Origin of the sequence: Aeromonas molluscorum 848 (assembly GCF_000388115.1) — a bacterium.
Classification (GTDB): domain Bacteria; phylum Pseudomonadota; class Gammaproteobacteria; order Enterobacterales; family Aeromonadaceae; genus Aeromonas; species Aeromonas molluscorum.
The window spans coordinates 1-20,848 of the sequence record NZ_AQGQ01000038.1 but is presented as its reverse complement, the minus strand read 5'-3'; the positions used below and the strand labels follow the sequence as shown (position 1 = coordinate 20,848).

Below are 20,848 nucleotides of genomic sequence, written 5' to 3'. Positions count from 1 at the left end.
AAAGTGCGGTACCTGGGTGCCGCATTTTTATTTGTCCGCCTAACTTATTATTTCCACCACAGTCGAGATTTTTTCATGAGCGAATCCCTCACCCGCCACCGTCAACTGTGTGAACTGCTTATCGACTATGGCCATCAGTACTATGTGCTGGATAATCCCACTGTGCCTGATGCCGAATATGACCGCCTGATGCGCGAGCTGATCGCGCTGGAAAGCGAGCACCCCGAGCTGAAAACCCCAAGCTCCCCCAGCGTGCGGGTCGGCGGTGCGCCACTGACGGCCTTCAATCAGGTGCGTCACGAGATCCCCATGTTGAGTCTGGACAATGTGTTCAGCAGCGAAGAGCTGGTGGCGTTCGAGCAGCGCATGAGGGATCGCCTCAAGCGCGAGGTGAGCTTCACCTTCTGCTGCGAGCCCAAACTGGACGGTCTGGCGGTGAGCCTGCTCTATGTGGAGGGGCGGCTGGTGCAGGCGGCGACCCGGGGCGATGGCAGCACGGGGGAGGAGATCACCGACAACGTGCGCACCATCAAGGCGATCCCGCTGCAGCTGCGTGGCCAGGATTGGCCCTCCCGGCTGGAAGTGCGCGGTGAGGTATTCATGCCCAAGGCCGGTTTTGAGGCGATGAATGAGAAAGCCCTGGCCGAGGGGGAGAAGGTGTTCGTCAACCCGCGCAATGCCGCTGCTGGCAGCCTGCGACAACTCGACTCCCGCATCACGGCGAGCCGCCCCTTGAGCTTCTATGCCTACGGGGTTGGCATTGGCGGCGAGCTGTTAGGCGATTCCCACTTTGCCCGGCTCTGCCAACTCAAGGAGTGGGGCCTGCCCATGAGCCCCGAGGTCAAGTTGATGGAGGGGGCGGCGGGTTGTCAGGCATTCCACGACGACATTCTGACTCGCCGTGACGCCCTGAAATATGAAATTGACGGGGTCGTCTACAAGGTTGACAGCATTCCTCTTCAGCAAGAACTCGGCTTCGTGGCCCGCGCCCCGCGCTGGGCCACCGCCCACAAGTTCCCGGCCCAGGAGGAGATGACCCTGCTGGAGAACGTCGAGTTCCAGGTCGGTCGTACCGGTGCCATCACCCCGGTGGCCAAGCTCAAGCCCGTGTTCGTCGGCGGCGTCACCGTCTCCAACGCGACCTTGCATAATGCCGATGAAATCGAGCGTCTTGGCGTCATGATCGGCGATACCGTGATAGTACGCAGGGCCGGGGACGTGATCCCCCAGGTGGTGGCCGTGGTGGCTGCCCAGCGTCCCGCGGATGCCCGGGAGATCCTTTTCCCCAGCGCCTGCCCCGTGTGCGGCTCGGCGGTGGAGCGACACGAGGGCGAGGCGGTGGCCCGCTGCGCCGGTGGCCTGTTCTGCGAGGCGCAGCGGGCCGCTGCCATCAAGCATTTCGCCGCTCGCCGCGCCATGGATGTGGATGGTCTGGGTGACAAGATAGTGGATCAACTGGTGGACAAAGGGCTGGTCAAGACGCCAGCGGATCTGTTTGGCCTCAACGCCATCCAGTTGGCGGGTCTGGAGCGGATGGGACCCAAATCCGCCCTCAATCTGGTGGCCGCCATCGACAAGGCTCGCAGTACCACCCTGCCCCGTTTCCTGTTTGCCCTTGGCATTCGCGAAGTGGGCGAGGCGACGGCCCTGAACCTGGCCAATCATTTCCTGACCCTGGATGCCCTGCGCGCCGCCAGCGTCGAGCAGCTGCTAGCCGTGCCGGATGTGGGAGAGGTAGTCGCCAAGCATGTCTACTACTTCCTGCGCCAGCCCCACAACATCGAGGTGCTGGATGCCTTGCTGGCCGCCGGTATCCACTGGCCGGAGATTGAGCGCAAAGAGGCGGCCGAACAACCTTTCGCGGGCAAGACCTTCGTGCTGACCGGCACCCTCACCACCCTGTCACGCAACGATGCCAAGGCGGCCCTGCAGGCCCTTGGCGCCAAGGTGGCCGGTTCTGTGTCGGCCAAGACGGACGTGCTGGTGGCCGGTGAGGCGGCGGGCTCCAAGCTCATCAAGGCTCAGGAGCTCGGCATCACCATCTGGACCGAGGAGCAGTTGCAAGCCGCTATCCAGCCCTGAGCAGGATCCCTTGCCTGAGACGCTGCAGACCCGGCCTTGGCCGGGTCTTTTTGTTGATGGGTTCTGCCCCTTGTCTGCCCGCGCCTGTGAGCGGCGCCCACGACGCCCAATCCATTCAACCCCTCTTTCATCTGCTGCGGCAGCACATTGCTGTCGCTATACAGTCTCCCATTCTGGCGCCGCCGTGTTGCCCTGCTGGTCGCAGATCGGCAGTGATCGCGGTTGGCATCAGGACCACAAATCTTTGTGGGGGAGGGATCAGCTCCTAGGCCAGAGTGGCTCTGGCCTAGCGGTAAAAAGTGCTCTTTTGACGCTGTTTCCTAACTGAGCAGCTGGCGAAAAACCTGTCCTGGATCAAGAAAGCGCCTTCGGCTTTGGGGCCTAATAGCCACCACATATAGGGAATTAAATTGATAAATATCCCATATGTTGTGTTTGTAAGCTGTGGATAACCTCAGCACTCCCAGATGCCAGCCAGGGGCCCAGGGCCCGGCTGGTCTCGTCTCGCCCTCGCGAGCCGAGGCAGGCCGGGAGCGTTTATCGGGTCGACGAGGTGCGGCCATTTTGCGGGGATGAGAAATGAAACCGGTAGTGATCAAACGTGATGGATGCCGTGCGCCTTTTGCTGTCGAACTGATTGCAGCCGCCGTCGGGCGAGCAGCCCAAGCGGTCGGCCAGGGGGATCTCGGGTTGGCTAATACGGTCGCCATGGCCGTGGCGAGGGAGCTTGAGGGGCGCGCCGAGGTCGATATTCACGAGATCCAGAACCGGGTCGAGAATCATCTGATGGCCTCCGACGACAAGGCCATCGCCCGTGCCTATATCGAATACCGTCACGACCGGGATCAGGCTCGCGAGGCCCGTGGCCGCCTGGCCCAGGAGATCCGTGGCCTGGTGGAGCAGACCAATGCGGCTCTGCTCAACGAGAATGCCAACAAGGATGCCAAGGTGATCCCGACTCAGCGCGACTTGCTGGCCGGTATCGTCGCCAAGCACTACGCCATCAGCCACATGCTGCCCAAAGCCGTGGTGCAGGCCCATGAGCGCGGCGATCTGCACTTCCACGACCTCGATTACTCCCCTTTCTTCCCCATGTTCAACTGCATGCTGATCGATCTCAAGGGCATGCTGACCCACGGCTTCAAGATGGGCAACGCCGAGATAGATACGCCCAAGTCGATCAGCACGGCGACCGCCGTCACGGCCCAGATCATTGCCCAGGTGGCGAGCCACATCTATGGTGGCACCACCATCAACCGCATCGACGAGGTGCTGGCGCCCTATGTCACCATCAGTTGGCACAAGCACAGGGAGGTGGCCGCGGAGTGGGGGATCAAGGACGTGGATGCCTACGCCATGGCGCGCACCGAGAAGGAGTGCTACGACGCCTTCCAGTCCCTGGAGTACGAGGTCAATACCCTGCACACCGCCAACGGTCAGACCCCCTTCGTCACCTTTGGCTTTGGTCTGGGGGACAGCTGGGAGTCGCGGATGATCCAGTGCGCCATCCTCAGCAACCGCATCGCGGGTCTGGGTAAGAACCGGAAGACGGCGGTGTTCCCGAAACTGGTGTTTGCCATCAAAGACGGTCTCAACCACAAGGTGGGGGATCCCAACTACGACATCAAACAGCTGGCCCTGGAGTGCGCCACCAAGCGCATGTACCCGGACATCCTCAACCACGATCAGGTGGTCGAGGTAACCGGCTCCTTCAAGACGCCCATGGGCTGTCGCTCCTTCCTCGGTGCCTTCGAAGAGAAGGGCGAGCTGGTCCACGAGGGGCGCAACAACATCGGGGTGGTGAGCCTCAATCTGCCGCGTATCGCGCTCAAGTCCAGGGATGAGAGTGATTTCTGGTCACGGCTGGATGAGGTGCTTGAGGTGGCAAGAGAAGCCCTCATGTATCGCATCGAGCGCTTGGAGGGAGTCAAGGCCCGGGTCGCTCCCATCCTCTACATGGAAGGAGCCTGCGGGGTACGTCTCAAGGCCGATGACAACGTCAGCGAGATCTTCAAACATGGCCGCGCCTCCATCTCCCTCGGCTACATCGGGGTGCACGAGACCATCAACGCCCTGTTTGGCACCGATGTCCACCTGTTTGACAGCGTAGAGTTGCAGCAGAAGGCCATTGCCATCATCGCCCGCCTCAAGGCCGCGACTGAGCAGTGGAAGGAGCAGACCGGCTATGGCTTCAGCCTCTATTCCACCCCGAGCGAGAACCTCTGCTCGCGTTTTTGCCGCATGGATGCCAAGGAGTTCGGCCTAGTGCCCGGGGTGACCGACAAGGGTTATTACACCAACAGCTTCCACCTGGATGTGGAGAAGCAGGTGAATCCCTATGACAAGCTCGACTTCGAGGCCGTCTACCCGCCGCTGGCCAATGGTGGCTTCATTTGCTACGGCGAGTATCCCAACTTGCAGCACAATCTGGAGGCGCTGGAGAACGTCTGGGACTACAGCTATGACAAGGTGCCCTATTACGGCACCAACACCCCCATCGACGAGTGCTACGAGTGCGACTTCACCGGTGAGTTCGAGTGTACCTCCAAGGGATTCACCTGCCCGCGCTGCGGCAACCACGATCCGGCCAAGGTCTCCGTGACTCGGCGGGTGTGCGGCTACCTCGGCAGCCCGGATGCGCGTCCCTTCAATGCGGGCAAGCAGGAAGAAGTGAAACGCCGGGTCAAACACCTGTGATCGAGCATGACGGGGCCGTTGGTTGCTGATGGAAATGAAAGGGCTCTTTTTGAGCCCTTGTTGATTGCGGTCAGCCCCGAAGATGGCGGCGCTGGCTCGACAGTAATGCCGGAGGCCGCCGTTATCGGCTCTTTAACCGGTATTGGATGCGAGAAGAAGAGGGGGTGAGATGCACTACCACAAATATTACCCGGTCGATGTGGTCAATGGTCCCGGCACCCGCGCCAGTCTGTTTGTCTCCGGCTGCGTGCACCAGTGTCCCGGCTGTTACAACCAGAGCACCTGGCGCCTCGATGGTGGCAAAGCATTCGATTCAGCCATGAGCGATCGCATCATCCATGATCTCAACGATGGCCGGATCAAGCGTCGTGGCTTGACGCTCTCGGGGGGCGATCCGCTCCATCCTGCCAATGTGCCTCAGGTGCTGGCGCTGGTGAAGCGGGTACGAGCCGAGTGCCCGGGCAAGGATATCTGGTGCTGGACCGGTTATCGGCTCGAGGAGCTTGATGAGGCGCAGTGGCAGCTGGCAGCCCTGCTGGACGTGCTGGTGGATGGTCGATTCGAGCAGACGCTGGCCGATCCTGGCTTGTTGTGGCGGGGCAGCAGTAATCAGCAGGTTCACCAGATCGCGCAGCTGACCCGCTCTGTGCCATTGCGCAATATGCTCTGACAGGGCTGGGGGGTGGTGTTTTTCCGGTCCGATGATGTAGCAATCCTAGGGCGCTGCTGTCATTTGGCCCCGACTTAGCCTTTGCCAATTGCTGACTGTGGGCTTACTGTTAGGCATCAAACACACAGGAGAATGTGATGAACAACGTGCTTAAAATCTTGCTTGCCATCTTTTTACCCCCGGTCTGTGCCTTTATCCAAGTAGGATTTAGCCTGCATTTTCTGATCAACATAGTGCTGACCCTGCTCGGCGGCCTGCCCGGCATGGTGCATGCGCTCTGGCTGGTGGTCAGCGACAAGCGCGCCTGATCCAAGCAAGTCCTTTGCGTTTTGAGCCAACCCGACCGGGTTGGCTTTTTATTGTGCTCAAATGGGGTCGGTTTGTGCCAGCAACCGGCGGACAGCGATGGCGGTTGCTGGCGCCGTTTCATCCTAGTCTGATGCAACAGGGCGCGTTGAATGCGTGTGAATGTCCAGCTTGGGCCGCCGTGCTCGGCCTGCTTGGGGGCTGCGGCCCCGAGCCCCACAGTGACGCTGAACCAGCCGCCGCTCGATATGACCTGGGATCAGTCGCCCCGTGGGGGTTGCGGCAAGGGGGGCAATGAAGGGGCATGTGGCGATCCGCGGCCTTATCGACTCCAATGGCAAGCTGTTCAGCCCGGAGATCCTGGCATCTGAGCCCCCGGCATGCGGCACCCGCCTTGTCGGGCTTGGCCAAGGTGCGCTATCGGGCCGCCGAGCAGAACCCGGGCGCCATACCGGTACGCGTCGTGAGTCGCTTCAACATCGAGGTGAAATAACAAATCCCGGCCAGGCCGGGATTTTTCATTATTGCTGTTTGCAGTCGCTGTAGACGTTTTGCCACTCCCCAGCCTTGTCGCGCATCTCGACAAAGCCTTCCTCTCCCTTGTTCCACCAGACGGCCTCATGCTCATCGGTATAGCGGACCCCCGAGGCCGAGACGACCTGGGGAAGGGTGTAATCCTTGCCATTTGGCAGGGCCAGTTTGACGAAGCTGAGGCTGTCATCAGAGAGGCCAAAATAGCTCACCTGGACCTTCTGATCATTGGCACATTGATAGGCGATGGGGTCGCCTCCTGTGACGGTGAGAGTATGGGGGGCCGGGGCACAGCCAGCGAGACCGAGCAGCAGGGCGCCCGGCAGAGAAAAGCGCAGAAATATCACAATGAAGACTCCATCAATGAGGTTCGGGTTCGACTGAACCCATAGCCTGACCCTAAAGCCTAACAGAGCAGAATATTCAGGCAAGGGCTAAGGGGGCCGGGTCGGTCGTACCATGACATCAGGGACCAGGTTGCGACATTTTTGAGCTGATGCGGCCCCACCGGCGGCTCTGTTCATGATGGTGGGGGCCGCATCTTTCCCAAAAAAAGCCCCGACAGGTGTCGGGGCAAAACAAAGCTCATCCATGGGCTCATTACAGTAGTCGAATAGGGGTCAGTGCCCGAAGCGGGTCGCCTCGAATCGATTGAGGAGATGATGGAGCAAGTAGCAAACCAGCAGGGTCGCCACGATGGCAAACATGATACTGCTGACCCGATAGAGGGCACTGAACACCAGATCGTTACCCGGTGTCAGGTACTGGCCGAACAGGATGCCCAGGGTGGTGAGCGCGCCGAAACCGACCCCGGAACCGCTGGCTTCCTTGACATGGGCGTGGCTGAACAACATGGCGCCCAGCCAGAGCAGAGGGGCGACCAGGATCAGCTGCCCTGACCAGTCATAGAGCACCAGTTGGCTCAGGATCCCGAAGCTGACACCGAGCAGGGTGCCCATGGCACGGCGCCGTGCATAACCGAGGGCACCGTTCCAGTGCATGGGAAACAGCACCAGCAGTGTGGTGGCCTGGGCCGACATGGAGTCGCGCAGGTCGAATATCTGGAACACCATGAAGGAGAGCGTCGCAACGCCAGCCCCCAGCAGCGCTTCATGTCGCATCCGGTGTGGCGCCTTGGGCTGGGCCGTGGGACGGGGGCGGGGCTCCACATCCGGCAGCAGGGCGGTCATCAGGTAGGCAATCAGCACTGAGAGCACGCTCGCCCATATATTGCTGAAGATGAGATCATTGAGATCCGTACTGGGGTAGCTGGCAAAGTGCAGCATGATGCTGAGACTGAGCACGCCGTTGGCACCGAACAGAAACAGACTGCCTCTGGACATGGCGGCAAAACGATAGAGGAACAGCAGGAAGGCAATGGGAGTCATCAGGGCGGGATGAGCCCCAAACAGGCCGCCGAGCAGTCCGACCTCCAGACCACAGGTGACCGCAGAGGCGATCAGCTGACGGGCGGCATGGCCGTTCATCACAGGCACCATGCCCAGCAGCAGCATGGGGGTGACGGTGAAGAAGACACCGTAGTTCCAACCAAACAGCTTGCAGAGCAGAAAGCCGATGGTGCAGCCAAAGGCGATGCGCAGACATTGGCGCAATTCGTTGCCCGTCAGGGGCCTGTGCCATAAAACCGGGTTTATCACTGTGCTGCTTGCCATGGTGCGGGCTCGGTCAGTCATGAATCAATAGATGTAGTGCAGCAGGCTGAGCAGCCGGATCTGACCACGGGCGAACAGGGCTGCCAGCCCATTGTCCGGTAGCAGCTGGACGGTGGCGCGGGCACCGGTGGGCAGTCCCAGCGGCATCTTGTCCAGGGTCAGGTGCAGGCGCAGGCGCTGGGCATCGCGGACCCAGCGATCCGATTCGATCGGGTTGGCGAGCAGGCCGTTGGCATCGAACTGGCCGGCACTGACCCCGGCATCCAGGCTGCTGACCCTGGCCTGAAAGATCTGGCCCGGCTCACCGTCGAAGGCAACCAGTGCCTGGGCGTTCGGGCCGACATTGCGCAGACTCTTCTCGCGAAAATCGGCAATGAGATCTACCTTGTCCGATACCAGCGCCAGCAGGGGCGAGCCAGCCGCAGCGAAGCTGCCGTGCTTGAGCTGCATATTGGTCACTATGCCATCCTGAGGAGCCATGACCTGGCTATAGGCGAGATTGAGTTCGGCCTGGGCCAGCTTGTTGCGGGCTTGACGCAGGCGAAGGTTGTCGGCCCCAGCCAGGCCGCGACTTACCTTGATCTGCTCGAGACGAGCCTGACTTGCCATCAGGTTGGCGCGGGCGGTTAGCCAGGCGCTGTTGGCCTGATCCCGCTGCTGGGTGGAAACCAGCTTCTGGGCGAACAAGGTATCCAGGCGACGGGCATCTCGGGCCTTCTGATCCAAGTCTGTCTGGTTGGCACTGACATCCGCCTTGGCGGCCTCCAGGCTGGCATCGAGCTGGCGGTTGTCCTGCATGGCCTGATCGAGGGCGAGCTGGGCCTGCTCTACCGCCAGGCGAAACGGCTCGACATCCAGGGCAAACAGCAGATCACCTTGCTTGACCGCCTGGTTGTTGTGCACCGCCACCTCGGCTATCTTGCCGCTGACCTGGGGAGTGATGCGAGTGACTGTCCGGGTTGCCATGGCCTGGGGAGTGAGTGGCATCTGAATGTCGGCCAGCAGGAAATAGGCAAAAACCAGCACGAAGCCCACCATTGAGTACTTTATCCAGCGGGCAAATTGTTGATCCGGTGTCATCTTATTCTCTCTCTTCACTCTGTTGTTCCAGCTTGTCGATGGCATTGGTCGATATGCGGGTAATGATCTCTTCGAATTTGGCCAGCTCCTGCTTGCTGATGCCGCCGAGCAGCTCGCGGCGTACCACCATGATGCGATCCTCTATCTGATCGAGCAGCGCCTTGCCCTGCGCAGTCAGGCTGACGATGCGGGCCCGCTTGTCCTGATGGCAGCAGTGACGCTCGATCAATCCCTGCTCTTCCAGCTGGCCCAGGGTGCGCATCAGGGAGGGGAGTTCTATCTCCAGGGCTTCGGCCAATGTCTTTTGGCTGAGGCGATCGCCCAGGCGAGAGAGCTTCCACAAGGCGGTCCAGCGGGGATGGGTCAGGCCAAGGGGGGCCAGCTCGTGATCGGCCACGGTGCGCCACAGTCGGCTGAGTCGTCCCAGCTGCTCTGCCAATGACAACTCACGCAGTATTTCCAGATCCTTGACCATATTTCACCCTCCACTTACTTAGCATGCTAACCATTATATTTAATTAGCAGGCTAAGTAAATAGTGTGATCTAGATCTTGTTTAAGCGGGGCATGGAGCCTGGGAGAGGCGGCGGTGTGGTGAGGGGGGGATTGGTCAGCGCCGCTGGCGAATGGCGGCAAGGCCATGGCGTTTAAGGTTTTAATGATTTTATATGCCTTTGTAGCCGGGCTAACCGACAGGCAGGGGGAGGAGCACTAGAGTAGCGCCACCTCACACGCTGGAGCATAACAATGAAAAGCCTCTCTACCTCGAAAGCCGCCTCCTGGGGCAATCAACAAATCGCCGGCATGCCCATGATGATCTTTCTCGGGCTTGCTGCTTGCGTCCTCTTTTCAGGCTGGAACGGATCCCTGCCGCTCGGCATGGTCGGCGCCTTGGCGCTGATGTTCGTGCTCGGTACCCTGCTGACCGAGCTGGGGGATCGCATCATGCCCATCCGGGAGTACCTGGGGGGCGGCACCATACTTGCCATCTTCGGTGGCGCCGCCCTGTTCGAATACCGGATCCTGCCGGTCGAGGCGGGTCAGGTGATCATCGGCTTCATGAAGGAGGGCGGCTTTCTCAACTTCTTCATCGCCAGCCTGGTGACCGGCTCAGTGCTTGGCATGAGCAGTGCCCTGCTTAAAAATGCCGCCATGCGTTACCTGCCGGTGATCCTCGGGGGGGTCGCCCTGGCCCTGCTCAGTGTCGGTCTGGTTGGTAGCCTGATGGGTTACGGCTTCAAGAATGCGGTGTTGCTCATCGGCCTGCCCATCATGGGGGGCGGCATGGGCGCGGGTGCCGTGCCGCTGGTGGAGATCCTCTCTGGCCCGTTGCAGATGTCCAGTGCGGATCTGCTGTCGCGCATGGTTCCCGCCGTGGTGATCGCCAACACCCTGGCCATTCTGGTCGGCACTCTGCTGGTAAGGCTCGGTCGTCGCTACCCCTCCCTGACCGGCAATGGCCAGCTGATGATCAAGGAGATAGAACAGGAGGTTGTCGAGGAGCAGGTTGAGGCGCCGACCCTGGAGAGCCTCGGCATGGGGCTCTTCATCAGCTCCAGCATGTTCGTGCTCGGATCCCTGCTCGGAAAATTCATCCCCATGCACCCCTTCGCCCTGATGATACTGGCGGTGGCCTTCATCAAGGTGAGCGGCCTGCTGCCCCGCCGTTACGAGCGCGCCGCCGCCGATTGGTACCAGTTCGTCGTCACCAATCTGACCCCCTCCCTGCTGGTGGGGATAGGCGTCGCTTATACCAGCATCCCCGAGCTCATCGGTGCCTTCTCCGTCAACTACTTCATCATGGTGCTGGTCACCGTCATGGGCGGTGCCCTGGGCGCGGCGCTGGTGGGGCGCATGATAGGTTTCTATCCCATAGAGGCGGCCATCACCGGTGGTCTCTGCATGGCCAACATGGGCGGCACGGGCGATGTGGCCGTGCTGTCGGCGGCCCAGCGCATGAAGCTGATGCCCTTTGCCCAGATCTCTTCCCGCCTCGGGGGGGCCGTGATGCTTATCCTGGCCACCGGACTTATCTCTCTGCTCGCTTGAAAACCTGATACAGGAAACGAATATGAACGACATCATGATGGGCACCAGCCTGCCCTATGCAGAACGCAAGCGACAGGGTCTGATGGGGCGCATGCCCCATAAAGAAGAGTCCCTGGCCCAACAGCGCCGCCGTATCTACCGTCTGATCTGCGCCATGCAGAGTCCGTTCGATCAGCACCTGCTGCTGCGCCAATTGCAAGAAGACAACCCTGTGCTGTTTTATGATCTGGTACGCCACCACCTGCCGGAGCTGTTGCCCATCATCTACACCCCGGTGGTGGGGGAGGCGTGTCAGCGCCACAGCGATCTCTATCTGCGCAGCCACGGGCTCTATCTCTCCTGGCATGACAGGGACGATCTGGACGCCATCTTCGCGTCGGTGGAGCAGGAGGTGGACGTCATCGTCATCTCCGATGGCGAGCGGGTGCTGGGGCTCGGCGATCTCGGCATCGGCGGCATGGGGATCTGCATCGGCAAGCTGGCGATCTACTCCGCCGCTGGCGGCATCAACCCGGCGCGAACCCTGCCGTTGTGCGTCGATGTGGGTACCAACAACCCCGAGCTGTTGGAGGATGACTCCTACCTCGGCTGGCAGGCCAACCGGGTCGATGGCGAACCCTATTACCACTTTATGGACAAGGTGGTGGCGGCCATTCGTACCCGCTGGCCCGAGGTGGTGTTACAGTTCGAAGACTTCGCCGGCAAGCATGCCGCCAATCTCCTGGCCCGTTATCGCGATGAACTGTGCATGTTCAACGATGATATTCAGGGCACGGCGGCAGTGGCTTCGGCCTGCGTGCTGGCAGGTTTGCAACAAGCTGGCAGTGCCCTGGCCGATACCCCTGTGCTGATCGTCGGTGCCGGTTCGGCGGGCTGCGGCATCGCCGCCATGCTGGCCAGGCTGGCGGGCAGCCCGGATCGGGTGCAGCTGTTTGATCAGGATGGACTGGTCTGCCTGGACCGCGCCAATCTGACCTCCTCCCAGCGCCCCTTTGCCCGCCCTCCACAAGAGGCCTGCGCCGAGCTGCCCGGGCTCATTGAGCGGCTGCGCCCCGGCGTGCTGATCGGGGTGAGCGGCCAGGGCGGCCTGTTTGACGAGGCCGTGCTTATCGCCATGGGAGAAGCGTGCGAGCGCCCCGTGATCCTGCCGCTCTCCAACCCGACCCGCAGCGCCGAAGCGACACCGGAGCAGGTGTGGCAGGCCATCGGAGGGCGCGCCCTGCTCGCCACCGGCAGCCCCTTTGCCCCCGTCACCGTGGATGGGGAGGCGCGGGTGGTCTCCCAGTGCAACAACGTCTATGTCTTCCCGGGCATTGGTCTGGGGGCCTGCGCCGTCAAGGCGCGCCGCATCAGTGACGGCATGTTGCAGGCGGCGGTGCGGGCGGTAGGCGCCTACCCGCTGACCGAGGGGCGGCTATTGCCCCCCATCGAGCAGGTGGGGGAGGTGGCGCGCGCGGTTGCCAGGGCCGTGGCCCTCACCGCCCGTGACGAAGGACTGGCGGATTTTGGCGGCGATCCCGCGCCGCTCATTGACCAGACCTGGTGGCGTCCGCACTATTGGTCAGCGTCCTGATGTTGCAAGGCTAATCGATGAAACTGCGTCACCAACTGGTCACCCTCTCCCTCGGGCTCTCCTTGCTGCTGATCCTGATCCTTGGCAGCCTGCTCGCCCTCTTTATCCGCCACCTGCTGGAGAGCAACTTGCAGGAGAGCGGTGGCGATCTGGCACGGGTGCTGGCGGCGGACAACCGGGTGGTGCAGGCCCTGCAGCAGGGCAGCGATCCCGGTTTGCGCGACTATGTGGAGGGGATCCGCAATCGCACCGACGCGGCCTACATGGTGGTGACCGACGCGCATGCCCGCCGCCTCAGTCACCCCTCGCCCGAGCGCATCGGCGGCCTGTTCCGTGGTGAGGATATCTGGCCTGCGCTCAACGAGCGGCTCAGCTACTGCTCCAAGGATACTGGCACCCTTGGGCCGTCTATCCGCTGTTTCTCCCCCGTGATAGGGGCGGATGGACGCGCCCTCGGCGCCGTGGTGGTGGGTTACCTGATGCAGACGGTGGAGGGCATCTATCTGGAGCGGATCACTCTGCTGGTCTGCGCCATCCTTGCCGTGCTGGGCTGTGGCCTGCTGCTGGCTCTGTGGGTACTGCATCTGCTGCGCCGCACCCTGCTGGATCTGGAACCCGAGGCCATCGTCAATCGCTTCATGTTGCAGGATCTGGTACTGGAGCATATTTCGGAGGGGGTGATTGCCCTGGACAACAGGGGTCGCATTCGCATGCTCAACAGCGCCGCGGTTTACCAGCTGCGTCTGCCCGGCACCGGGCGTCATGCCCTGCTGGGGCAGCCCCTGGCGGAGCTGTCGCCGCTGCTGGCCCCGGTGTTGACCCAGATGGAGACCGAGCTGGGTTTCACCGTGCACGGGGAAGCATTCGTGGGGCGCTGGCAGGCGGTGGAGGGCAAGGTGCCCGGTCGTCTGCTCATCTTCAGTCGACCCGAGGTGACTGGCAGCCTCGGCATGCAGGTGACCCATCTGCGCCAGTATGCCGAGATGCTGCGGATGCAGACCCACGAGTTCGCCAACAAGCTCAGCAGCCTATCCGGGCTGTTGCAGCTGGGTCATGTGGATCAGGCGGTGGAGCTTATCCAGCAGGAGAACGAGGCCTGCCAGACCATGCTGCAGGATCTGCTGCGAGCCATCGAAGACAAGCCGGTGGCGGGGCTCATCCTCGGCAAGTTCAGCCGGGCGCGGGAGCTGGGGGTGGAGCTGGTGCTGGATCCCGACTCTGCGCTAGGGGAGTATCCGGCGGCGGTGTCGGCGGATCTCATCACCCTCATCGGCAACCTGCTCGACAACGGTATTCGCGCCGCCTGGACCAACCGCCAGCAGCGCCCCCCCCGGGTGCTCATCTCGCTGGATGACTTCGGGCGGCGATTGGTGATCGAGGTGGAGGACAGTGGTGAGGGGCCGGATGAGGCGCAGGCGGATCACCTGTTTGATTACGGCGTCAGCCGCCAGACCGGCGATCATGGGGTGGGCCTCTTCCTGGTCAAGGAGACGGTGGCCAGACGAGGGGGTGTGATAGAATGGCGTCGCACCGCCGAGCAGACCACTCTGTTCGGTATCTATTTGAATAAAAACCAATTGGTGTGAGTTATGGCGCCCATTTTCACGCTGGTGATCGAGGATGACGAACGGATTGGTGCCATCTTGGCCGAGCTGGTCTCCTCCACCCCCGGATTTTCCCTGTTGGGGCGGGCCGAAAGCCTGACCCAGGCTGACCTCATGATGCGTGCGGCCCAGCCGCAACTGCTGTTGGTGGATATCTCCCTGCCCGATGGATCAGGCCTCGAATGGGTAAACCGGCTGCGCAGCCACAATCGTGAGGCCTACGTCATCATGGTGACTGCCTCCTGCGACGTTGAGACCATACAGCAGGCCCTCAATCTGGGGGTGCAAGATTACATCATCAAGCCGCTGCGGCTGTTTCGCGTTCAGCAGAGCCTGGACGAGATCCTCACCCTGCATCGCCGCCTGTGCGAACAGGGTCCGTTTGAGCAGAGCGATCTGGACAAGCTGATGGGCAAGGGGCGGCCCCAGGCCAGGGAGGTACGCGATACCCCCAAGGGGATCGATGCCATCACCCTGCGCCAGGTGCTGGAACTGCTGGCCGGTGAGCCGGAGACCGCATTTTCCACCGATACGGTGGCGCTGCGACTCTCCCTGAGCCGCACCACGGCGCGCCGTTATCTGGAGTATCTGGAGTCCGAAGACAGGGTCGATGTGGATCTCAACTACGGCCAGCGTGGTCGGCCGGAGCGGCGCTACCACTGGCGCCAGGGCAGCTGAGTCGGCGCCTCTTTGACAGCACAATACAAAAAGGGAGCCCAGGCTCCCTTTTTGTATTGTGCTGTCATGGCCGTTCACGCCAGCTTATGCCCTTTCTGCCAGAGCGGGGCGCGTCCTTGGCTTGAACTGGGAGAGCATGACCCCCGCCAGGATCAGGCCGCCCCCCAGCAGGTGATAGCCATGGATGGGCTCTCCCAGAGTGATGACGGCGATCAGCGCCGTGCACAGCGGCATCAGGTTCATGAAGACAGAAGTGCGCTCGGCGCCCAACTTGGTCACCCCTTGCAGCCAGCAGTAGGCCGCAAGCAGGGAGGAGGCGATCCCGGCAAACAGCACCAGGGGCCAGGCCTGGACCGAGACCGCCAGAGAATCGGCGCTGGCGGCGACCGGTACGAGTAGAACGACGGCCAGCAGCACCTGCAGGTAGAGGTTGAGCCAGGGGCCAAATGGCAATTGCCAGCGGCGGATCAGCAGACCGTAGAGGGCATAGCTGGCCGATCCGAGCAACATCATGGCATCCCCCGGGTTGATCCCTTGGCGCAGCAGGCTCAGAGGGTCTCCCTGACCGAGTAGCCAGAGCACGCCCACCAGGGAGAGGCTCATGCCGATGAAGGCCTGGCGTCCGGGACGTTGACGAAAGAGCAGGGTGGCCAGCAGCAGGGTCAGCAGGGGGATGAGGGAGCCTATTACCCCCATGTTGGTGGCCGAGGTGCTGTGGGCTGCGTAATAGGCCAGGCACTGATAGAGCACCATGCCAAGAGAGGCCAGTACCAGCAGCTTGCCAAGCCAGGGGCGTATCTCATGGCGACGGCGCCACAGCTGGGGCAGGCAGAAGGGGGTCAGCACCAGGGCAGCGATCAGCCAGCGATAGAAGGAGATGGCTGCGGGATCGACCAGGGTGGCGGCGGCCTTGGAGACCACGGTGTTGGTGGCCCAGATCAATACGGCCATCAGTGGGAACAGCAGGGGGGAAAACAGGGGCATCACAGACTCCTCATGATAATAGCGCCAGTCTACTCTTGTCTTTATCATTGCAAGTAACGTAAAACTGACAACTCATCCCGTGAAAAGGACAAGCCGTGTCATCCCACCCCTATCTGGCGCTGGATAGCGCCCTGGCGCCTCCCAACCCCCTCTATTTTCGTTACAGCCAGATCCAGGCGGGCAATGCCTGCCTTGCCCACAGCCACCCCTGGGGCCAGCTCAGCCTGATCAGTCTGGGAGTCATGGAGATAGTGGTGGGCGAGCATCGACTGGTGGCCCCGGCCGATTACCTCATCTGGGTGCCCGCGGGCATGCTGCACTCGGCTTACAACCAGCAGGCTCTGGATTACACCTCCATCTATGTGAGCGAGGCGCTGGCCCGGCGCTTGCCCCCCGAGCCCAGATTGCTGGAGCTGACTCCCCTGCTCAAGGCACTGCTGGCGGATTTTTGCGATCGCCGCGTCGGCCACATGACCGATGATTGGGACGTGCATCAGGCCGAGTTGTTGATCGAGAAGCTGACCCGCACCCGCTGCCAGGACAGCTATCTGCCCATGAGTCAGGACAAGCTGCTGGCGCCCATGCTGGCGGCGCTGCGCAGCGATCCTGCCGACCCGCGTACCCTGGCCCAGTGGGCGCAGCAGCTGCACAGCACTGAGCGCACCCTGGCCCGGCGCTGCGTGCGTGAACTCGGCATGAATTTTGGCCAGTGGCGGGCGAGACTGCGTCTGCTCAGGGCGCTGGCTTGGCTCAAGGGCGAGCTGCCGGTGCAGGAGATAGGCTGGCGGCTCGGGTATGGTTCCACCTCGGCCTTCATCGCCATGTTCAATCGGGAGCTGGGCTGCTCGCCCCAGCGCTATCGCCAGCAGCTGGGAGGGATGGGGAGCGAGCGGGAAAGCTGACCTGAACAACAAGGGCGCCTGAAGGCGCCCTTGTCATGGTGGTGATCGCTCTAGAAGAAGCCGAGGGGATTGATGTCGTAGCTCACCAGCAGGTTCTTGGTGTTCTGGTAGTGATCCAGCATCATCTTGTGGGTTTCGCGGCCTATCCCCGACTTCTTGTAGCCGCCAAAGGCCGCGTGGGCCGGGTAGGCGTGATAGCAGTTGACCCAGACCCGACCAGCCTGGATGCCGCGGCCCATGCGCCAGGCCAGATTGCTGTCGCGAGTCCACAGGCCTGCCCCCAACCCATACTGGGTGTCGTTGGCAATGGCCAGGGCTTCGGCCTCGTTCTTGAAGGTGGTAACGCCGAGGGCGGGCCCGAAGATCTCCTCCTGGAATACCCGCATCTTGTTCTGGCCAAAGAAGATGGTGGGCTGGATGTAGAAGCCCCCCTCCAGGCCCGCTACCTTGGCGGCATTGCCGCCGATCAGCATGTTGGCACCTTCGCCGCGGCCGATTGCCATGTAACTCAAGATCTTGTCGTATTGCTCGCGGGACACCTGCGCCCCCACCTGGGTGGCGGTGTCCAGGGGGTTGCCCTGCACTATGGCCCGGGCGCGCACCAGCACACGGTCCATGAAGTCGTCGTAGATCTTCTCGTGCACCAGGGCGCGGGAGGGGCAGGTGCATACCTCGCCCTGGTTGAAGAAGGTCATCAGCATGCCTTCCACCGCCTTGTCGATGTACTGGCTCTCATGGTCCATCACGTCGGCAAAATAGATGTTGGGGGACTTGCCACCCAGCTCGACGGTGGAAGGGATCAGCTTGTCGGCGGCGCAGCGCAGTATGTGGGCACCCACCTCGGTGGAACCGGTGAAGGCGAGCTTCTGGACCCGGTCGCTGGTGGCCAGTGCCTGACCCGCCTCGGCGCCAAAGCCGTTGACCACGTTAACCACGCCGGGGGGCAGAATGTCCTTGATGAGATCCATCAGCAGCATGATGGTGACCGGGGTCTGCTCGGCGGGCTTGAGTATGCTGCAACAGCCTGCGGCCAGCACCGGTGCCAGCTTCCAGGCCGCCATCAACAGCGGGAAGTTCCAGGGAATGATCTGGCCGACCACGCCGATGGGCTCCTTGAAGTGATAGCTGGCGGTGTGTTGATCCAGCTCGGCAGCCGATCCCTCCTGGGCACGGATGCAGCCGGCGAAGTAGCGGAAGTGATCCACCACCAACGGCAGGTCGGCAGCCAGGGTCTCGCGCACCGCCTTGCCATTTTCCCAGGTCTCGGCGATGGCCAGCACCTCGATGTTCTGCTCGATGCGATCGGCGATGCGCAGCAGCAGGTTGCTGCGCTCGGTGACGCTGGTCTTGCTCCAGCTGGCGAAGGCCTTGTGGGCGGCATCCAGCGCCAGCTCGATATCGGCGGCATCGGAGCGGGCCACCTCGCAGAACACACGGCCATCCACCGGTGAGATGTTCTCAAAGTAACGGCCACTGCGGGGGGCGACCCAGTCGCCTCCGATGAAGTTGTCGTAACGGGACTTGAAGTTGACCAGGGCGCCTGCCTGGCCGGGTGCGGTATAGATCATGGCATCTTCCTTGTGTGTGGTGTGTGTTACCCGGTCCGTGCCGGGATGAGCCGCAGCTTGCTTGCAAACTTGTCATCGCACTTACATCGCAAGGGTCGTGCCAAGGGTCAGCATTGCCCATTAAAAGTTACAAAAACGTTATCAAACATCGGTTGGCGGCGTATCTTGTTTAACCAGTGACCCTGGCAAGTCGTCCCCTATTGTTCCAAAACGGGACACACGCTGTAACGACTGTCACGATTCTGAACAGGAGGCATCATGCGCGAACTACCCGTGTCCGACCCCATTCACCGCTCCTGGCAGCGTTGCCTGCATCAGGGGCTCAGTCGCCAGCAGAGCGCAGAACTGGATCTGCTGCCTCAGGGGGAGTTGTCTGCCCGGCTGGAGGCGAGTCGGGAGCTGGTGCTCTGTTTCGAGCGATTCGTGCTGCCCCTGTTCATCCAGCTGCTGGCAGGAAGACCCTGTCGGTTGCTGCTCTGTGACGGTGAAGGCGCCATACTCGCCGCCAGCGGCGATGACAGCTTTGCCCGCCACGCCGAACGTATCTTCTTGCGCAGCGGTGCCCGCTGGGGGGAGGGTAGCAAGGGCACCAATGCCATCGGCACAGCCCTGGCCGAGGGCAATGAGGTGCAAGTGCTTGGCAGTCAGCACTTCTTCGCCCAGCACAGCTTTCTCAGTTGCAGTGCCTGCCCGCTGTTGGCGCCGGACGGCAACCTGCTTGGCGTACTGGATATCTCCTCGGATGCCCGGCATCACGGTGGCGACATGCTGGGCACGGTGCGTCTGCTGGCCATGACGCTGGAAAATGCCCTGCTGGCCCGCCGTCCCGGCTGGCTGGTGGATCTCGATCCCCAGACCCTGTGGTCACCGCGCCTGCTACTCGGGGAAGCCGGAGAGCTGCTTGGTGCCAATCGGGCCGGTCGGCTCTGGCTAGGCCAGCATGCCTTCGATGGTCGTCAACTGCTGCGTGAACATCAGATCTGTCGGATCCCGCCTCCTCGATTGCAGGTAGAAGGCAAGGAGAATGTGCCCCTCAAGATGTTGGAGCGGGGCATCTCTTTGCTGCTGGAGGGGGAGACGGGCAGCGGCAAGGAGCACATGGCCAGACGCCTGCATCAAGCATCGAGCCGGGCCGCCGCCCCTCTGGTGTGCGTCAACTGCGGTGCTTTGCCCGCCGATCTGGTGGAGGCCGAACTGTTTGGCTATGTGGGCGGAGCCTTCAGTGGCGCGCGCAGCCAGGGCAGCGCCGGTTATCTGCGCGCCGCCCATGGGGGCATTCTGATGCTCGATGAGATAGGCGAGTTGCCGCTGCTCGCCCAGACCCGGCTGCTGCGGGTATTGCAGGAGCGCGCCGTGACCCCCCTTGGCAGCCACAGGCCCGAGGCGGTGGATTTCTGGCTGATCTGCGCCAGCCACAGGGATCTTGGCGCCATGGTCAGTGCCGGTACCTTTCGGGAAGATCTCTACTACCGGCTGTGCGGCTGGCGCCAGCGGCTCGCTCCCTGGCGGGAGTGGCCACCCCAGGAGAGACGTCAATTGTTGGGCCGCTTGCTGGCCGAGATGGATCCCGCATTGCAGCTGACGGAGGAGGCCGCGCAGCGGTTGCTGGCTCACCCCCTGCCTGGCAATGTGCGTCAGCTCAAGCAGTCCCTCGAGGTGGCTTGCGTGCTGGCCGAGGGGGAGGGGTGGATCCGCCCAGCACACTTGCAACTGCCAGGCGACTTGGTCGCGGAGGATGTGCCTCATGGCTTGCGTGAGGCCGGCCACAGGCAAATCGCCAGTACCCTGGCCGAATGTGATGGCAACGTGAGCAAGGCTGCGCGGCGACTAGGTATCAGTCGCACTACCCTCTATCGGCGTCTGGCACGCAAGGGCGTCGTGTAAGGCGCTGATGTGGTGAGTGCGTTCTGGGCTGCGGGCTATCTGGCGGGAGGGGCTTGCGGTAGACGCTGGACTACTAACATTTTTGTCGAGAGAGCGGGTTTGGATCAGGGCAGTGTGCCCCTGACTGATGTAGAGTAAGCCTCTCATCGTCTCGGAGTTGTCATGAATTCACCTCGCCCCTTGCTGATCGATAGCCTGTTCTGGCCTTTGTTGCTCTTGACCCTGGTGGCGATCGCCCTGTTCGAGTACGGACCCGAACGGCAGTTGAATGTGCTGGAGAGGGAGCGGGTTGTCATTAGCGCGCTGGATGACGGCGTTCATCAGGGGGGCTCCAAGGCCAGCTTGCTGCCAGATGAGCCCGCTGGTATCGACTGCCAGTTGCGCGCCGACTATCGTTACCCGTTTTGCGAGATAGTGTTCACCCTGAGCGAGCCAGGTCAGGGGCTGGATCTGTCCGGTTTCAGCCGGATGACCCTGGCCATGAGTATCGATGGCCCCAAGCCTCGAGGAGTGGCGCATCTATCTGCGCAACTACGATCCCAGCTACTCCCGGCGAGATCGATCCCAT

At 62.0% G+C, this 20,848-nt stretch carries 16 protein-coding genes and 1 pseudogene; 11 read left to right on the top strand and 6 right to left on the bottom strand.

All coding sequences use genetic code 11. The features are described from left to right. Positions 1–75 precede the first annotated feature (75 nt). The 4 genes from ligA (at position 76) to G113_RS20490 (ending at position 5,757) form a co-directional block, all read left to right on the top strand. The gene (gene ligA / locus G113_RS07900) at positions 76–2,082 is read left to right on the top strand and encodes an NAD-dependent DNA ligase LigA (protein WP_005898348.1); all 2,007 of its coding nucleotides are present in this window, start codon (positions 76–78) and stop codon (positions 2,080–2,082) included. Positions 2,083–2,661: 579 nt separating this feature from the next. Continuing rightward, a complete protein-coding gene (gene nrdD, locus G113_RS07895; protein WP_005898346.1) occupies positions 2,662–4,779 on the top strand; it encodes an anaerobic ribonucleoside-triphosphate reductase in 2,118 nt (705 codons plus the stop codon). Between the two features lie 169 nt (positions 4,780–4,948). Further along, positions 4,949–5,449 carry an anaerobic ribonucleoside-triphosphate reductase-activating protein gene (gene nrdG, locus G113_RS07890; RefSeq protein WP_005898344.1) on the top strand — a complete coding sequence of 167 codons (501 nt, stop codon included), beginning with the start codon at positions 4,949–4,951 and terminating at the stop codon, positions 5,447–5,449. A gap of 137 nt (positions 5,450–5,586) precedes the next feature. Further along, positions 5,587–5,757 (top strand): YqaE/Pmp3 family membrane protein, encoded by a 171-nt coding sequence (locus G113_RS20490; protein WP_005898342.1) that lies wholly within the window; start codon positions 5,587–5,589, stop codon positions 5,755–5,757. A 519-nt stretch (positions 5,758–6,276) separates the two neighbouring features. On the opposite strand, the gene G113_RS07875 is transcribed toward G113_RS20490, so the two are convergent. The 4 genes from G113_RS07875 to slyA all read right to left on the bottom strand — a co-directional run bounded on the left by G113_RS07875 (position 6,277) and on the right by slyA (position 9,514). After that, positions 6,277–6,633, bottom strand: coding sequence for an MliC family protein (locus tag G113_RS07875; protein WP_005898336.1), 357 nt, complete (start codon positions 6,631–6,633; stop codon positions 6,277–6,279). Between the two features lie 273 nt (positions 6,634–6,906). After that, positions 6,907–7,959: a DUF2955 domain-containing protein gene (locus G113_RS07870; protein WP_040319022.1), complete on the bottom strand. Its 1,053-nt coding sequence runs from the start codon at positions 7,957–7,959 to the stop codon at positions 6,907–6,909. Positions 7,960–7,983: 24 nt separating this feature from the next. After that, a complete protein-coding gene (locus tag G113_RS07865; RefSeq protein WP_005898331.1) occupies positions 7,984–9,039 on the bottom strand; it encodes an HlyD family secretion protein in 1,056 nt (351 codons plus the stop codon). Position 9,040: 1 nt separating this feature from the next. Then, the gene (slyA, locus tag G113_RS07860; RefSeq protein WP_005898329.1) at positions 9,041–9,514 is read right to left on the bottom strand and encodes a transcriptional regulator SlyA; all 474 of its coding nucleotides are present in this window, start codon (positions 9,512–9,514) and stop codon (positions 9,041–9,043) included. Positions 9,515–9,785: 271 nt separating this feature from the next. Here slyA and G113_RS07855 point away from each other — a divergent pair, with 271 nt between their 5' ends. From G113_RS07855 to G113_RS07840, 4 genes are read left to right on the top strand one after another with little or no spacing between them, the layout of a single operon-like run. Continuing rightward, positions 9,786–11,087, top strand: coding sequence for a 2-hydroxycarboxylate transporter family protein (locus G113_RS07855; protein WP_005898327.1), 1,302 nt, complete (start codon positions 9,786–9,788; stop codon positions 11,085–11,087). A gap of 22 nt (positions 11,088–11,109) precedes the next feature. Beyond that, positions 11,110–12,660, top strand: coding sequence for an oxaloacetate-decarboxylating malate dehydrogenase (gene maeA / locus G113_RS07850; RefSeq protein ID WP_005898324.1), 1,551 nt, complete (start codon positions 11,110–11,112; stop codon positions 12,658–12,660). Positions 12,661–12,677: 17 nt separating this feature from the next. Further along, positions 12,678–14,246 carry an ATP-binding protein gene (locus G113_RS07845; RefSeq protein WP_005898321.1) on the top strand — a complete coding sequence of 523 codons (1,569 nt, stop codon included), beginning with the start codon at positions 12,678–12,680 and terminating at the stop codon, positions 14,244–14,246. Between the two features lie 3 nt (positions 14,247–14,249). Further along, entirely contained in the window at positions 14,250–14,942 is a 693-nt protein-coding gene (locus G113_RS07840) for a response regulator (RefSeq protein WP_005898319.1), read from the top strand. Positions 14,943–15,026: 84 nt separating this feature from the next. Here G113_RS07840 and G113_RS07835 read toward each other — a convergent pair whose 3' ends face one another. Continuing rightward, positions 15,027–15,926 (bottom strand): DMT family transporter, encoded by a 900-nt coding sequence (locus tag G113_RS07835; protein WP_005898318.1) that lies wholly within the window; start codon positions 15,924–15,926, stop codon positions 15,027–15,029. A gap of 95 nt (positions 15,927–16,021) precedes the next feature. Here G113_RS07835 and G113_RS07830 point away from each other — a divergent pair, with 95 nt between their 5' ends. Beyond that, on the top strand, positions 16,022–16,828 hold the full coding sequence (locus tag G113_RS07830) for an AraC family transcriptional regulator (RefSeq protein ID WP_005898317.1): 807 nt from the start codon (positions 16,022–16,024) through the stop codon (positions 16,826–16,828). A 50-nt stretch (positions 16,829–16,878) separates the two neighbouring features. Here the strand turns inward: G113_RS07830 and exaC are convergent, their stop codons facing one another. After that, complete coding sequence (gene exaC / locus G113_RS07825) at positions 16,879–18,396, bottom strand: acetaldehyde dehydrogenase ExaC (RefSeq protein WP_005898316.1); 1,518 nt, start codon at positions 18,394–18,396, stop codon at positions 16,879–16,881. Positions 18,397–18,654: 258 nt separating this feature from the next. Between exaC and G113_RS07820 the strand changes: the two genes are divergently transcribed. Together G113_RS07820 and G113_RS07815 are read left to right on the top strand one after the other, a co-directional pair. Then, a complete protein-coding gene (locus G113_RS07820) occupies positions 18,655–20,280 on the top strand; it encodes a sigma-54-dependent Fis family transcriptional regulator (RefSeq protein ID WP_005898315.1) in 1,626 nt (541 codons plus the stop codon). A 162-nt stretch (positions 20,281–20,442) separates the two neighbouring features. Then, positions 20,443–20,848: pseudogene (locus tag G113_RS07815) on the top strand (hypothetical protein); the annotation flags it as partial.

Excerpts from the sequence above, each read along its gene's own strand:
- G113_RS07870 (WP_040319022.1), bottom strand. The coding sequence starts at position 7,959 with ATGGCAAGCAGCACAGTGATAAACCCGGTTTTATGGCACAGGCCCCTG.
- G113_RS07845 (WP_005898321.1), top strand. The coding sequence starts at position 12,678 with ATGAAACTGCGTCACCAACTGGTCACCCTCTCCCTCGGGCTCTCCTTG.
- G113_RS07855 (WP_005898327.1), top strand. The coding sequence starts at position 9,786 with ATGAAAAGCCTCTCTACCTCGAAAGCCGCCTCCTGGGGCAATCAACAA.
- ligA (WP_005898348.1), top strand. The coding sequence starts at position 76 with ATGAGCGAATCCCTCACCCGCCACCGTCAACTGTGTGAACTGCTTATC.
- G113_RS07840 (WP_005898319.1), top strand. The coding sequence starts at position 14,250 with ATGGCGCCCATTTTCACGCTGGTGATCGAGGATGACGAACGGATTGGT.
- maeA (WP_005898324.1), top strand. The coding sequence starts at position 11,110 with ATGAACGACATCATGATGGGCACCAGCCTGCCCTATGCAGAACGCAAG.
- G113_RS07835 (WP_005898318.1), bottom strand. The coding sequence starts at position 15,926 with ATGCCCCTGTTTTCCCCCCTGCTGTTCCCACTGATGGCCGTATTGATC.
- slyA (WP_005898329.1), bottom strand. The coding sequence starts at position 9,514 with ATGGTCAAGGATCTGGAAATACTGCGTGAGTTGTCATTGGCAGAGCAG.
- nrdD (WP_005898346.1), top strand. The coding sequence starts at position 2,662 with ATGAAACCGGTAGTGATCAAACGTGATGGATGCCGTGCGCCTTTTGCT.
- G113_RS07865 (WP_005898331.1), bottom strand. The coding sequence starts at position 9,039 with ATGACACCGGATCAACAATTTGCCCGCTGGATAAAGTACTCAATGGTG.
- G113_RS07820 (WP_005898315.1), top strand. The coding sequence starts at position 18,655 with ATGCGCGAACTACCCGTGTCCGACCCCATTCACCGCTCCTGGCAGCGT.
- G113_RS20490 (WP_005898342.1), top strand. The coding sequence starts at position 5,587 with ATGAACAACGTGCTTAAAATCTTGCTTGCCATCTTTTTACCCCCGGTC.
- exaC (WP_005898316.1), bottom strand. The coding sequence starts at position 18,396 with ATGATCTATACCGCACCCGGCCAGGCAGGCGCCCTGGTCAACTTCAAG.
- nrdG (WP_005898344.1), top strand. The coding sequence starts at position 4,949 with ATGCACTACCACAAATATTACCCGGTCGATGTGGTCAATGGTCCCGGC.